This is a genomic window from Methanobrevibacter sp. (assembly GCF_030539875.1).
Taxonomy (GTDB): domain Archaea; phylum Methanobacteriota; class Methanobacteria; order Methanobacteriales; family Methanobacteriaceae; genus Methanocatella.
On the sequence record NZ_JAUNXI010000008.1, the window covers coordinates 23,092 to 37,693 of the forward strand.

The 14,602-nt window shown below is 32.8% G+C and carries 18 protein-coding genes; 15 read left to right on the forward strand and 3 right to left on the reverse strand.

Annotated elements, in window-relative coordinates; all coding sequences use genetic code 11:
• The first annotated feature begins 439 nt into the window (after positions 1-439).
• From Q4Q16_RS04390 to Q4Q16_RS04460, 15 genes are all read left to right on the forward strand, one after another.
• Positions 440-1,444: a hypothetical protein gene (locus Q4Q16_RS04390; RefSeq protein ID WP_303346503.1), complete on the forward strand. Its 1,005-nt coding sequence runs from the start codon at positions 440-442 to the stop codon at positions 1,442-1,444.
• Between the two features lie 119 nt (positions 1,445-1,563).
• Positions 1,564-1,779 carry an Asp-tRNA(Asn) amidotransferase subunit GatC gene (gene gatC / locus Q4Q16_RS04395; protein ID WP_303346504.1) on the forward strand — a complete coding sequence of 72 codons (216 nt, stop codon included), beginning with the start codon at positions 1,564-1,566 and terminating at the stop codon, positions 1,777-1,779.
• Between the two features lie 10 nt (positions 1,780-1,789).
• Positions 1,790-2,275, forward strand: coding sequence for an amino acid-binding protein (locus Q4Q16_RS04400; RefSeq protein WP_303346505.1), 486 nt, complete (start codon positions 1,790-1,792; stop codon positions 2,273-2,275).
• Positions 2,276-2,287: 12 nt separating this feature from the next.
• Entirely contained in the window at positions 2,288-3,307 is a 1,020-nt protein-coding gene (locus tag Q4Q16_RS04405) for a homoserine dehydrogenase (RefSeq protein ID WP_303346506.1), read from the forward strand.
• Positions 3,308-3,341: 34 nt separating this feature from the next.
• Positions 3,342-4,553, forward strand: coding sequence for a cofactor-independent phosphoglycerate mutase (locus Q4Q16_RS04410; protein WP_303346507.1), 1,212 nt, complete (start codon positions 3,342-3,344; stop codon positions 4,551-4,553).
• Positions 4,554-5,189 carry a flavodoxin family protein gene (locus Q4Q16_RS04415; protein ID WP_303346508.1) on the forward strand — a complete coding sequence of 212 codons (636 nt, stop codon included), beginning with the start codon at positions 4,554-4,556 and terminating at the stop codon, positions 5,187-5,189.
• Position 5,190: 1 nt separating this feature from the next.
• Entirely contained in the window at positions 5,191-6,549 is a 1,359-nt protein-coding gene (locus Q4Q16_RS04420; protein WP_368660210.1) for an MATE family efflux transporter, read from the forward strand.
• On the forward strand, positions 6,550-6,957 hold the full coding sequence (locus Q4Q16_RS04425; RefSeq protein ID WP_303346510.1) for a GNAT family N-acetyltransferase: 408 nt from the start codon (positions 6,550-6,552) through the stop codon (positions 6,955-6,957).
• An 8-nt stretch (positions 6,958-6,965) separates the two neighbouring features.
• Positions 6,966-7,739 carry an alpha/beta hydrolase family protein gene (locus tag Q4Q16_RS04430; RefSeq protein WP_303346511.1) on the forward strand — a complete coding sequence of 258 codons (774 nt, stop codon included), beginning with the start codon at positions 6,966-6,968 and terminating at the stop codon, positions 7,737-7,739.
• A 38-nt stretch (positions 7,740-7,777) separates the two neighbouring features.
• Positions 7,778-8,113: a hypothetical protein gene (locus tag Q4Q16_RS04435; RefSeq protein ID WP_303346512.1), complete on the forward strand. Its 336-nt coding sequence runs from the start codon at positions 7,778-7,780 to the stop codon at positions 8,111-8,113.
• 182 nt (positions 8,114-8,295) lie between these two features.
• Entirely contained in the window at positions 8,296-9,912 is a 1,617-nt protein-coding gene (locus Q4Q16_RS04440; protein ID WP_303346513.1) for a CTP synthase, read from the forward strand.
• 96 nt (positions 9,913-10,008) lie between these two features.
• Positions 10,009-10,878 carry a prepilin peptidase gene (locus tag Q4Q16_RS04445; protein ID WP_303346514.1) on the forward strand — a complete coding sequence of 290 codons (870 nt, stop codon included), beginning with the start codon at positions 10,009-10,011 and terminating at the stop codon, positions 10,876-10,878.
• Positions 10,875-11,303, forward strand: a complete 429-nt coding sequence (locus Q4Q16_RS04450; protein WP_303346515.1) for a class III signal peptide-containing protein — start codon at positions 10,875-10,877, stop codon at positions 11,301-11,303. Before Q4Q16_RS04445 ends, Q4Q16_RS04450 begins: the two co-directional genes overlap by 4 nt.
• Before the next feature lie 72 nt (positions 11,304-11,375).
• Positions 11,376-12,179, forward strand: coding sequence for a hypothetical protein (locus tag Q4Q16_RS04455; RefSeq protein ID WP_303346516.1), 804 nt, complete (start codon positions 11,376-11,378; stop codon positions 12,177-12,179).
• A gap of 4 nt (positions 12,180-12,183) precedes the next feature.
• Positions 12,184-12,864 carry a TIGR00289 family protein gene (locus Q4Q16_RS04460; protein WP_303346517.1) on the forward strand — a complete coding sequence of 227 codons (681 nt, stop codon included), beginning with the start codon at positions 12,184-12,186 and terminating at the stop codon, positions 12,862-12,864.
• A 2-nt stretch (positions 12,865-12,866) separates the two neighbouring features.
• Here the strand turns inward: Q4Q16_RS04460 and Q4Q16_RS04465 are convergent, their stop codons facing one another.
• The 3 genes from Q4Q16_RS04465 to Q4Q16_RS04475 are packed head-to-tail and all read right to left on the reverse strand — an operon-like array spanning position 12,867 to position 14,544.
• Complete coding sequence (locus Q4Q16_RS04465) at positions 12,867-13,406, reverse strand: nucleoside monophosphate kinase (RefSeq protein WP_303346518.1); 540 nt, start codon at positions 13,404-13,406, stop codon at positions 12,867-12,869.
• A gap of 4 nt (positions 13,407-13,410) precedes the next feature.
• Complete coding sequence (locus Q4Q16_RS04470) at positions 13,411-14,148, reverse strand: phosphopantothenate/pantothenate synthetase (protein ID WP_303346519.1); 738 nt, start codon at positions 14,146-14,148, stop codon at positions 13,411-13,413.
• Between the two features lie 12 nt (positions 14,149-14,160).
• A complete protein-coding gene (locus Q4Q16_RS04475) occupies positions 14,161-14,544 on the reverse strand; it encodes a hypothetical protein (RefSeq protein WP_303346520.1) in 384 nt (127 codons plus the stop codon).
• Between the last annotated feature and the right edge of the window lie 58 nt (positions 14,545-14,602).

Sequence of the window (14,602 nt, forward strand, 5' to 3'; positions counted from 1 at the left end):
AATGCTTGTTTAACACTATTTTTGAGTAGTCAAATGTATATTTAATGAATTTTAACAGTTTGTTTGGTTTTATCTCTTTGTCAATTTCTTTATTTTTTTTGAGTGCGGACTTTTCAAAACCAAAATCCGAAAGAGTTAATTGTTTTGAAAACAAACTACTAACTGAAGAATAGGTATTTTTGCAGTTCATAATAATATTTATTATCTGTTTTACGATATATATAACTATATATTGTTTTTTTTTCCAATTGATGTGAAATTTCAAGTGTAAAAATAAAAATACTAAATTTAAAGTTATTTATCGAAAATTAAAGTAAAAATAGAAAAGAAAAAAATGTTTTGAAAAATTTTTTGTAAAATCAAATAGGATTTCTACTAATCCAATTATTTAAATCATCAGATTAAAAAGTTTATATTTTGGTAAAAGGAGGTAGTTATTATGGTTAAATTAAATCCAGAATTTATTAAGGAAGAATTATTTAAAAAATATCATGAACTTGATTCTTATTTGGAGATAGAGAATTTAGATGTGCTTCGTAGAGAATTATGTTCATTTAGAAAAAATGACAAATTTATTTTTGTTTCTAAAAAATTTAATGAAAGAAATAATATTTATCGTTTTAGGAATAAAATTAAAATTTGTTCGGATGCTGATGATATTTTTGGTACTTTTAGTTTAGTTACTTCAAACTCTAAATTAGACGTAATTCATGTAGAGGCAATTTTTGGGATTATTGAATATAGTTGTGCTGCTGAACTTCAAAGAAAGTTATCAATGGATGAAAAAGAAAAAATTTATTATTGTGATTTAGTTTATAAATTAAGCTGCGGTCAGGAAAATTTTTTACAAGTTACTGATTATGATTTTGTTAATAAAAATTTTTTCAAAAAACTTAAGGATATCAGATGGGGAAATAATGCAAAGGATTTGCATAAAAAGATTACTAATGGATTATGGCTTTTTATTTGTTCGGATTTAGATACTGGGCCTGGAGTTGGTAATTCTTTTTCTGCTTCTTCTAAATATTTTGCTTGTTGTAGAGCATTAACTCATAATCGTTCGGAGATTTCGGTCGAAGATGTCGTTCAGTCATGGTTATTTACCTTAAAATTATTTTCAATGGATTTGCGTCCATTAATCAAGGATTTTCCATTAGAAAATAATTTGCCACAATCTATTGATGAAAAAAACACTGAACCACAAATTAATGAAGGTGATGTTCATAAAAATAATCCTTCATTAATAAGAAAAGTATTCGCGGCAGTAGTGTCTGTTGTACTTATGGTATTGATTCTTCTTGCAATAAGTATAGTATTTTTATTAATTGTAGGTGATTTTGACTATCATGTATTGCCAAGATCTGCTGGTTTGTTATGTCTTGCAATATGGGTTGCATTAACAAAAAAATTCTATGACTACCTAATTCAAAAACTATCAAAATAAAAACAGTTAATTTACAATAACTAAAAATAGTTTCCAGACAAGAATTAATCCTATAAATTAATAAATGTATTTAAGCATATATTTACAAAATATATTATTATATTTAGGAGTTTATTATTATGACAATCGAAAAAGATGCAGAAGACATTATAAAAAAATTTTCAGAAATTTTAGAAGATATTCCTGACTCAGATGAAACATGGTATATTACTGATAATTTAAATTTAACTCGTGATGATGGATCTCAAGAAAAAGATCCTGAAAAAATATTGAGAAATGCTAGGATTGATAAAGAAGGAAATCTCATAGTTAAAAAAGCAGATTGGACTGGTTAGAGGGGTTTAAATGAGAATTAACTTAGTTCTAGAACTTTTAGATAGTCCTGGACAATTAGTTAAAGCGTTGGCGCCGGTAAGTACTTTAGGTGCTAATTTAGTGACTGTTATCCACAAAAGGGACTATAAAAATGAAAATGGCATGGTTCCTGTTCAACTTACTATTGAAGGAGAACATGAAGAACTTAAAAATGTTGTAAATAGATTTGAGGAATTAGGTTTTACAATAATCGAAATTGATGGTGTTGTTAAAAAAGAAAAAATCACTACAATACTTTTCGGCCACATAGTTGATCGGGATTTAAGAGACACAATGGATAGAATTAACGAACTTGATGGTGTCGTGATTAGTGCATTTGACATTAAATTAAATGGCGAAGAAAAATCCACTGCATTAATTAATATTGAAGCTGATGTTGGTTTAAAACAGAAAGTATTTGACAGAATTGCAGAAATTGCAGGGGAAAAGGAATTATTAGTGATTAATGAAGTTTAAGTGATGATTATTATGGATGAATGCAAAGTCATTATCATGGGTTTTGGTTCTGTAGGCCAAGGTGTAGCTAACGCACTTTCCATGAAAAAGGATTTAATTAAAGATAAAACTGGAATTGGTATTAAAGTAGTTGCTGCAGCCGATTCATCTTCATCTGCAATCTCACAAGATGGTTTGGATGAAGCGTTACTTGTAAAAACTAAAAAGGAAGAAGGAAAATTATCATCATATCCGGAATTCGGGTCTGATAAAAATGGTGAGGATGTTTTAGATGCAGTTGAATATGATTGTCTTATTGAAGCAACTCCAACAAATATTGTAGATGCACAGCCTGCACTTTCACTAACTCTTAAAGCATTTAAACAGGGAAAAGATGTGGTAACATCTAATAAAGGACATTTGGCTCTTAAATTTAAAGAAGTAGTTGGTGCTGCTGAAGAAGCCGGTGTGGAATTTAAATATGAAGCCAGTGTCGGTGGATCAATGCCTATTATTAATTTTACAAAAGATACATTATCATCATGTGAAATTAAATCAATAAAAGGTATTTTAAACGGCACCACCAATTATATTCTCTCAAGAATGACCTCTGAAGGTTCTGAATATGAAGTTATTCTTAAGGAGTCACAGGATTTGGGAATTGCAGAAACCGACCCTACCCAGGATGTTGAAGGTATTGATGCTGCATGTAAAACAGTAATTCTTGCCAACTCCCTTTTGGGAATTGATGCAACTTATAGCGATGTTAAAGTTGAAGGTATTTCAAATATTAATTCACAGGCTATTGAACTGGCTAAAAAAGATGATTATTTGATAAAATTGATAGCTGAAGTGTCTCCTGATAATTTGCAGGTATCTCCACGTTTGATCAAGAGGGGAAGTTCCTATGATGTAAGCGGAACTTTAAATATGGCTACAATCAAAACCGATTTGGCTGATGAAGTATCTGTAATCGGACTTGGAGCGGGATCACTTGAAACCGCTTCTGCAATGTTGACTGATTTAATTAGTATTTTAAAAAATAAAAGCTAATTGAATTTTTTATTTTTTTATTCTTTTAGATAACATGAAATATGTAATTTTTATTCCAGACGGGTCTAGCGACCTTCCGCTAGATGAAATTGATGGTCAAACTCCACTAAAAGTAGCTAGGACTCCAAATATTGATAAATTGGCTAAAGAAGGTTATGGTGGATTAACTAATAATGTTCCTGAAGGTTTCACTCCAGGTTCAGATGTTGCCAATATGAGTATCTTCGGATATAATCCTGCAGATTTCTATACTGGCAGGGGACCTCTTGAAGCAGGCAGCGTTGGGATTAAAACCACTCCATGTGATGTGATATTTAGATGCAACACCATTTTCGAAAAAGACGGTAAAATGGAAAATTTCAATGCAGGCCACATCACAACACAAGAAGCAGATGTGCTGATGAATGGATTAAATGATTATTTTCAGGAAAAATATCCTGACTTTAAAGGGAAATTCTATACTGGAATTAGTTATAGGCATCTATTTGTGTATTCCTGTGATAATATTGAGGATGCGGAAATTCTGGCCAATATAAAAACAGTTCCTCCTCATGATATTTCAGGCGAGAATCTTTTGGATAATCTTTTCGGAGATTGTGAACTTGCCCGTGAAATCCAAAGCATCATGCTTGAGTCAAAGGAATTTTTAGAAACTCAGGAAGTTAATCAAAAAAGGGAAATTCCTGCAAATATGGTATGGCTATGGGGTCAGGGCGTAACTCCAAAATTACCTAACTTCAAAGAGACCTATGGTCTTGATGCGGCAGTAATTACTGGGGTGGATCTCCTTAAAGGAATTGGAGCGTTTGCAGGTATGGAAATCATTGATGTGCCTGGGGCTACAGGATTTTTTGACACTGATTATGAGGCAAAAGGAAAATACGGAATCGATGCATTAAAAAGAAATGATGTATTATTTATCCATATAGAATCTCCTGATGAAGCAGGACACGCCCAGTTACTTGATGAGAAAGTAAAAGCTATTGAACAGATTGATAAATTCATTGTAGGACCAATTTTAGACAGTCTGAAAGGTCAAGACTACAGGGCGGCGATATTGCCTGATCATCCAACTCCGATTGATGTTGGAACACATACCCGTGATGATGTGCCGATGATTATCTATGCATCAGATATGCCTGGAGATGACTGTGGGGCATTCAATGAAAAAGATGTTCTTGAAGGTTCTATTGCTAAAAAGGAAGGTTATAAATTAATACAAAGATTGATTGATGGAGATTTTTAAATGAAAGTATTGCTTGTAAATGGAAGTCCGCATAAAGAAGGATGTACTTATACTGCATTATCCGAAGTCGCAAAAACCTTAAATGACTATGATATTGAAACTGAAATTTTTTGGATTAAAACAAAACCGATAACTGGATGTATTGCCTGTTTAAAATGCGGAGAACTGGGTCAATGTGCATTTGATGGTGATGTTGTCAATGAATTTGTCAAAAAAGCATATGATGCCGATGCATTTGTATTTGGTTCACCGGTTTATTATGCAAGCGCAAACGGGTCAATGGTTTCATTTTTGGATAGGGCATTTTACTCAAACTCCCATGGAAAAGGAGCAGAAGCATTCAAACATAAACCTGGTGCTGTTATCTGTTCTGCAAGAAGAGGAGGTACAACTGCAACTTACGACCAGCTAATCAAATACTTGGGAATTTCACAAATGCCTGTTATTTCATCTTTTTATTGGAATATGGTTCACGGAAACACTCCTGAAGAAGTACTTCAGGATGAAGAAGGATTAGGTACAATGAGGCAATTAGCACACAACATGGCATTTTTCTTGCAATGTCTTGAAGCAGGAGCTAGAGAAGGTTTAGCTGTAATGGAAGAACCGAAGCCTCGCACAAACTTTATAAGATAAAATTATGAATGTATTTAAAACTCCTGAAAATTACCTTTACTCAAATAGGGCATTGCTAGTACTGTTTATTCCTCTGTTGATACAGTATGCTCTGGATTTCTGTGTAGGATTAGCCGATTCCATAATGGTTTCATCATTAGGTGAAGCTGCAATTTCAGGAGTTTCCTTAGTTGATTTTTTAATCCAGTTACTTATTTTTTCATTTTCTGCTCTTGCAACAGGCGGAGCCGTTGTGGCAGGCCAATATTTAGGTAATAATCAGGTTGATAAAGCTCAAAATGCATCGACACAACTTGTTTGGTTTTCATCAATTTTTTCATGTATGCTGATGATTTTTGTCATTATTTTAAGGCAGTTTCTAATAGCTTTTTTATTTGGCCAAATTGAAGCTGATGTTTGGCAAAATGTTGATAAATATTTATGTATTGTAGCATTGTCAATTCCTTTTATAGCTATTTTCAATGTAGGAGCAGCCATTTTTAGAATAACTAACAATGCGTCCTTACCAATGAAAATACTTGTTATTTGTGATGTGTTGAATATTATCGGCAATGCTGTTTGTATTTATTATTTGGGCTGGGATGTAAGGGGAGTTGCAGTTCCAACAGTAATTGCAAGGGCTCTTTCTGCAGTCCTGATAATGTACTTTGCTGTTGATGAGGATTATAAATTACACATCAAAAGGACACTGAGGCACAAATTCGATTTCAAAATTCTTAAAAAGGTTCTGCAGGTGGGTATTCCCTATGGAATTGAAAATGGCCTATTCCAATTAGGAAGAATTTTAGTCCTGAGTTTGGTTTCAACATTTGGAACAATGGCAATAGCTGCAAATTCGGTCGGATATACAATAGGGATATTTTCCGTTTTGCCGGGCTTTGCAATTAACCTGGGCCTAACTGCAGTTATTTCAAAATGCGTTGGTGCAAACGATTATGAGCAGGTCAGATATTATAATAAAAAATGTCTGATGATTGCATTTATTTCACATATAATCTGCAATGCAGTTATATTTGCCATATTGCCGTTTATACTGGGCATTTATAATCTGTCTCCTCAAACTGCAGCCATGACTGCACAAATGATTATCTGGCATGGCATATTTGCCATTATTATATGGCCTCTTGCTTTTACTCTTCCTGCCACTTTTAGAGGGGCTGGAGATTCAAAATCAGTAATGTATATAAGTTTAATAGTAATGTTTACATGCAGAATAGCTCTTTCATATATTATCGCAGACTGGATGGGTGTTGGCGTATTTGGAACATGGATTGCAATGTTTATTGACTGGTATGTAAGGGCGGGAATTTATATTTATAGATATTTTTCAGATAAATGGACAGAATACAGGGTGATTTAATTGGATGGTGTAATATATAAAAACACACACTATTTTAGTAAAAAGCAGTTAAAGGATTTGTTCTTGTCTGTTGAATGGTCTTCAGGCCATTTTCCAGATAAATTGGTAATTGCAATGAAAAACTTCGATATAGTTTTCTCAGCATGGGTTGGGGAAGAACTTGTAGGTCTGGTATGTGCAATGGATGACGGAATAATGAATGCTTATGTTCATTATTTACTTGTAAAACCTGATTACCAGCTAAAGGGTATTGGAAAAGAACTAGTTAAAAGAATTACAGAGCATTATAAGGATTATATGCGTATTGTTGTTGTTGCATATGATGATGAAGTTAAATTCTACGAATATTGTGGATTTGAAAAGGCAGAGGATGCGAGTGCGATGTTTATAACTAAATTATGGACTTAGGTGATTAAATGGTATTGTTTAGAGGAGATATTAAATGTAAAAGTCTGCAAAGACGCACATCCATTAGTGTGATACTGCCTGCAGACAATATCCATTTTCTCCAGGATAGTGAGGAAATAGTTCCGCAGCCATATAAAACGCTGTATCTGCTTCATGGACTGTACGGCAGCGATGATATATTCCTTGCAAATACTTCTATTCAAAAATTTGCAGAAGACTGGGGAATAGCTATTGTAATTCCATGTGGGGAAAATAGCTTTTATGTGGATAACGAAAATGCCCATGCTTATTACGGAGAGTATGTAGGTCAGGAATTGCTTGACATTACAAGAAATATTTTTCCGCTTTCCTCTAAAAGGGAAGATACTTTTATTGCAGGTTTTTCAATGGGAGGTTATGGAGCCATTAGAAATGGCTTAAAATATTCTAAAAACTTTTCAAAAATTGGAATGGTCTCAGCAGCACTGATAACTGATGATATTGTCAATTATACAGATGATAATAATGTTTTAAGGTCAAGTTCATTTTATGAATCTTGTTTTGGTAATTTGGATAAAGTTAAAAACTCAGATAAAGATCCAAAATATCTGCTTGAAAATTGCGATGATATTCCAGATATATTCATGGCTTGCGGTGTTGATGATTTTTTATATGGCAGGAATGTTGACTTTTATGAATTTTTAAAGTCTAGAAATATTGATGTTGAATTTATTCAGGATTCAGGAGAACATACTTGGGATTTTTGTGATAAGTATGTTAAAGAGTTTATTAAAAGATTATAGGTGATTTTTGATATGTCCGGTATGCTGTGATAAATTAGATGAAGACGGTTATTGCAGTGAATGTATGTTATTTGCAGTCAATCAGTAATGATATATGCCCTAAATGTGGTGGCGAACTGGTTAAATACATTTTTTGCTTTAGCTGTAATTTTTCTGATGAAGATGATGAAAGCAGCACTGACTGGGATGATGGCTATTCAGACAGTTCCGATTTATATTCCTATGATGATGAATATTACGATTCAATGGTTAATAATGGGGTGGAAATATGTCTAAAATGCACTTTTTGGTCTGCAAGTCATTATGGTGCAAATCATGGAATGGTTTGCAGAAAATGCCGGATTTCTGACGGTCCGGATGATTCCTGCGAATAGTTCATCCAATCGCATCATTATGCAAACTATGATGATTCAGGCCAATACCAGTTTAATGAAACAATCCGTGAAATCTCAAATAAACTGAGCCTTTGGAAACATTATGGATAATTTTCTAATCTGCGTAAAATTTAAATTTTTATATATCATGAGAAACTAACATTATACTATAAATTTTATTTATGGAGAGGATTTTTCTGACAAAGTATATTATTATAACTGGTGGGGTAGTTAGTTCCATAGGTAAAGGTATTACCTCCGCATCTATGGGAAGAATTTTAAGATCATATGGTTTAAATGTTTCAGCTATTAAAATAGACCCTTATTTAAATTGGGATTCAGGAACACTCAATCCGTATCAGCATGGTGAAGTATTTGTAACTAATGACGGTATGGAAACTGATTTGGATCTCGGTCACTACGAAAGATTTTTGGATGTTGAACTTAAAGGATTAGCCAACATTACTACAGGTAAAGTTTACGAATCCGTCATTGCCAAAGAAAGAGAAGGCGGATACTTGGGTGAATGTGTACAGGTTATTCCGCATATTACCAACCGTATCAAAGAAATGATTAGGGAAACTTCTGAAAGTGCCGATTATGATGTGGTTTTAGTTGAACTTGGAGGTACTGTCGGAGATATTGAAAGCCAACCTTTCCTTGAAGCATTAAGACAACTTAGAAACGAAGAAGGTCGCGAAAATGTTATGTTCGTCCATGTTACATTTATCCCCTACCTGAATGCAGCTGGAGAATTCAAAACAAAACCAACACAGCACTCTACAAAAGAATTGAGAAGTGTCGGTATCAACCCTGATGTTATAGTATGCAGATCACAAGAGCCAATCGACGATGGTCTGAGAGGAAAAATCGCTCATTTTTGTGACGTGGACTTTGAAGCAGTTGTAAATACTCCCGATGCAGATACAATTTATGAAGTTCCTTTGGTTTTGGAAGAACATAACATCGGTGAGCTAATCGTTAAAAGAATAGGATTGGATATTGAACCTGATTCTTCAAAACTTGATGAATGGGGAGAAGTTGTAAAATCCCTAAAAATCAAGGAGCCTAAAGTCACCATAGGTATTATAGGCAAATATGTCGAACTTGAAGATTCATATATCAGCATTAGAGAATCATTACTTCATGCAGCTGCAAGCATTGGAGTTAAAGCCAAAATCAAATATTTAAGTTCTGATGTTGAAGAATTGGACAAAAATGCTATGGGCGAATTTGACGGTATTTTAATTCCGGGAGGATTCGGTGAACGTGGTTTTGAAGGCAAATTAGATGCAATTGATTATGCAATTGAAAATAACGTGCCTTTATTTGGAATCTGCCTTGGAATGCAGTCTATGGTAACTCAATTTGCAAGAAGAAACGGCTATCCTGATGCAAATAGTTCTGAATTTGACGATAACTTGAAGTTCCCTGTTATTGATATGATGGAGGAACAAAAGAAAATTAAGAACATGGGCGGAACCATGCGTTTGGGATCTTATGATTGCAAAATCATTGAAGGAACTAAAACCTATGACGCCTATGGTGAAGTTGACATAGAAGAGCGTCACAGACACAGATATGAATTTAACAATGAATTCAGAGATGAATTGCAGGAAAAAGGTTTGATAGTTTCAGGTACAAGTCATAATGACTTTTTAGTAGAAATTATTGAATTGCCAAATCATCCATGGGCTATTGGTTGTCAATTCCATCCGGAATTTAAATCAAGGCCGAACAGGCCTCACCCATTATTCAAATCATTTTTAGAAGCTGTTCATGAGTATTCTAAAAATTAATTTTTTCTTTTTTATATTTAATTTCATATTCTAAAATCAATTTTACATACTTATTTTCTACTTAATTAATATTATTTAATGTTAAATAATATAATCATGATTATTAATGCTATATTTTTAATTCAAATAATAATAACAATACTGTTTTCCATTTCAGCTTCAATTTATGATATTAAAAAGAATATTGTACCTAACAGATTGAATTATGCTTTATTGTTTTTTGGACTGGTTTCGAATCTGATTTTGTCACTGGTTACAACTAACATTAAATTTATTTTAGCTTCATTAATTTCAATGGTAATCACTTATATTGTAACATATATGTTGTGGAAATTGAATATATGGGGTGGTGGTGATGTAAAACTATTTACTGCCATTGCTGCAGTAATACCATTTGGAATTAATATCAACTTTTTGAATATTTTTCCCCAACTTTCCATATATCCATTTTCATTTAGTGTTGTAATTAACAGCATTTTAGTTTCATTTCCCTTTTTGGTGATTTTCGTTGCTCATTTGGTTTGTGAAAATGAATTATTCGATGATAATGTCGATTTTTTAGTTAACATCTTTAATATTGAAGGTTTGAAATATATTAAAAACTCAATTCTAAATAAACTGGTGAAGGTTGAAGATTTAAAGGAGGGAATGATTGTCAATGATTGCTATTTTAATAATGAAGATATTGTTGTTCTTTTAGACGAAATAAACGGAAATTTAAAAGTCTATAATTCTAAGAGTAATGATTTTAAATACTACTTTAAGTCGCAAAGTGCAGGGGGAATAACCGACAGGGAAGTTTGGCAGCTTAAAATTATGAATGCGCAAAATCTAATTTCAGATGATATTTCAATTAAAATAGCTTTTCCCTTTACTCCTGCGATATCTCTCGGACTGTTGATAGCAATATTTTACGGTGATATGATGATGATATTTGCAAAAAATGTGTTTCTGGTGGTAAGATGATTAGAGAAGATTGCGGACAAATCTCCCTTGAATATATTTTAATTTTTACTGTTTTTCTGATTATTCTAATGGTTTTTACACTGCCTTTAGCTGAGGAATCGGTTAAAAACACATTGGATGTTTCAGATTACCTAAACGCAAAGTCGGATTTGTCAAAAATAGCTCAGGCTATAAAACAGGTTTATGGTGAAGGCCAGGGCTCAAGACACACAATCCGTCTTGATGATTCAAAAAGAATCAAGATAAACATTAAAAATAGCCATTTATCAACAAACTTTAAATTTAGGGATAATTCAAAAAAAGAAATTAGGGAATCTGTATCATCAAATATTAAAGAAACGTCCTTAACATTAAACAAGGGTGAAAATACATTAATTGTTGAATGGCCAGTAAATAGCAAAAACATGCGGATTTATTCAGTTTAATGGTTGATTATACAAAATTATTTTAACCATTATATTTTTAATATATAGTATTAATAATTAATAGGTGAATTTATGGATATATTAATTACAGTCATTTACCTCATTTTGTTTATTGTGATGATGGTATTTGTATTTTCAATTGGTATGTTAAAGCAGTATATGCCAAAAAGGGAAGTGGTTTTAGTACTTGTCGTTGCTTTTTTAATTGGTTCGATTGGAGGAGCATTCTTCCTGGATCCGATTTATGACGAACTTCCGAGTGTGATAAGTGCAATTGAAAAGACAATGCCCAATAACGAAGAAACTTTATATCTGGATTTGTCCTCTTCAGTAAATATTAATGAGTTGAAAAATAAGCTGAATTCAACTGACGGCTTTAAATCATTTGACGAGAAATCAATTACAATTCCGATGTGGTCGTTTAATGAGCGGGAACATGATTACTTTGATAGAATCGTCGGAAATATTGACTCTCATTATAAAAGCCATTATATAAACTCTTCAGAAATTCAGATAACTCTTGAAGAGAATTACACATCTGCTCAGGCTTTGAAATCTTTTTCAGACTGGTATAAATTAGTTTATGGAGGCACCATATCCTATGCTCAGGTTCATGCAGTGCTGGTAGTTGATTCATCAGCACTGGACAGGTTTGAAGAGATTTTACTTGAAGACGGTATTGTTGCTTCAAAAATTGAAGGTCCGATTCAGGACAGTATCAATAATACTAATTCCTCAATGTTGTCCAATATTGAATTCACATTAATATGTGGAGGAGTAGGTGTTGTTGTTGCGCTTATGGGAATCTATATTGATTCTGTTGTTCCAAAATATAGGAAATTCAGGAAAGTATTAAGAGAAAAACGAAAACGGTAATTTCATGAATGTTGCAATTTTATTTTCAGGTGGAAAGGACAGCACTATGGCTTTATATAGTGCTTTAGAGAGGAAAGAAGATGTTAAATATCTTCTTTCTATGAAATCCAGAAATGATGAATCTTACATGTTTCATGTTCCCAATATTCATCTAACTGATTTACTGTCACAGGCACTCGATATTCCGATAATTTCTGCTGAAACTAATGGGATTAAAGAAGAGGAACTTAAAGATTTAAAACTGGCATTTGAAAAACTTAAAAGTTTGGGTGTTGAAGCCATATACACGGGTGCACTTTATTCACAATATCAAAAATCAAGAATTGAAAAATTATGTGATGATGTTGGACTGAAGGCCATTTCTCCTTACTGGCATGTTGATGAATTGGAGTATATGAGAAAAATTGTCTCTTTAGGTTTCAAGATAATAATTTGCGGAGTCGCGGCATGGGGCTTGGATGAATCTTGGCTTGGAAGGGTTATTGATGATGAAGCCATTGACGAGCTAATAAAAATTCATGATAAATATTACGTGGATTTGGCTTTTGAAGGAGGCGAAGCCGAAACATTGGCTATTGACGGACCTATTTTCAAAAAAAGAATCAAAATTCTAAAAGATAAAAAAGAGTGGCATCTTGACAGTGGCGTGTATATTATCGAAGATGCTGTTTTAGAAGAAAAATGAGATTATAACTCAATTTCATCTAAAAATTCATTTATTTTTTCCACATAACCTTCTAAATCGCTTTCATTAATAATTATTTTATCTGAAAGGGATATGACATCTCCAATTCCGAAATCCAATTCCATCTGATCTCTTGATTTAAATTCACCGTAGTCAGCAGAGTCATCTTCTCTCATTCTATTTTTTAACCTTTCAAATCTTAAAGTCGGATTTGCAAAAATTGATAAGATAATGAAATCTTCGAAGTTTTCCTTAAACATGTCTACTTCATGAGGGCTTCTAATGCCTTCAACAATAATTTTGCTTTTAAGACCTTCGTCCTGCAGTCTTTTAATTTTTTTAATTGTTAGTTCAGAAACTATGTACTGTCCAAATTCAGCCCTTAAATTTTGGGCAGTTTCTTTAGAAGTTTCTCCTCTTTTTTTAGCTTCTTCACGTATAATGTCTCCCATACTTACAATAATTGCTCCTCTTTCAATAGCAATTTCAGAAACTAAACTTTTTCCAGACCCAGGTAAACCAGATATTCCCATCACTTGCATTGTTTCACTCTTTTATTCTAATTTGCTCTAAAGATTCTTTAAGGTTTTCGGCATTGTCAAAGTCATTAACCAGATCAATTAATACCAGTTTGTCCTGAGTTTTTAAATCATCGGCAATTTTTGTCATAAAGGGTATTGCTCTTACAATATTGTCCATAACTGAAACATCAGACATTTTGGAAGTTCTTGAAAGGGGATTCAAATCGATAGTGATTATATTTTTGCCGCTTTGCTTTAAGATTTCGGCACGGTCTCCATCTTCAAGAGGGATTAATATTGTGTCGGCTGAGTAAATTCCTGTTTTGCTGGCTGTTGCCCTGTTGTTTTCAATATCGCTGATGTATTCTATTTCATCATCAAGACCGCCAAGTATATTCTCATATCCATGGTCTTTGTATAGCTGGGTAATTATTTTAACTCTGCTGTCAGTTCTGTAAAATAAGTTAATTTCAATTTTCGCATTAATGGCATTTGCAAACTCAATTATTTCATCAATGGCCAGTGCAGTTGCATTTCCATTAACTGAAATTACAGGCTTTTCTGATAAAAGCAGTGCTGCAACGGCAACATACATTGCCCTTTTTGCAGGATATGTTGTTTTCTCACCGATTAGATAGTCATAAGCTTCTCCTCTGCCATGTGCAATCAATGCTGAATCTGCTAAATAACCATCCTGTGAAGCTTTAACCATCTTTTCTCTTAAAAGTAATGATTCGTATCTGGGGTGTGATTTTGGTATCATATTTTAATCTCCTTATTTTAAATCAATATTCATTTGAGCTAAATATCCTAAAAATGTGGTTATTAGTATGGTTAATACTGTCATTGAAATGAGGTGTAGTGAGAAATCTCCAATCATATAATCATTTTTTTGGGGTAAAATGAAAAATATGTAATCAAAGATGATGTCTATTATGACAAATAATATTCCAACTAAAAAACCTTCAATAATCTCATTTTCATCAATAGTTCTGATGTACAATATTCCGAAAAATCCGGTTACTATTATCATAATTATAGGTACTACTACGTCTATATTGCGCAATGTTGCTGTAAAAATCGGATTAAATACTGATGTGAGTACATAATTTAAAAACCATATTAATATTCCAAAAATTATTGCTAATCTGATTTTCATAGTAAAACCCTAAAAATTAATTATAGTTTTTAATTTGATTTAAAAATCATATAAATTT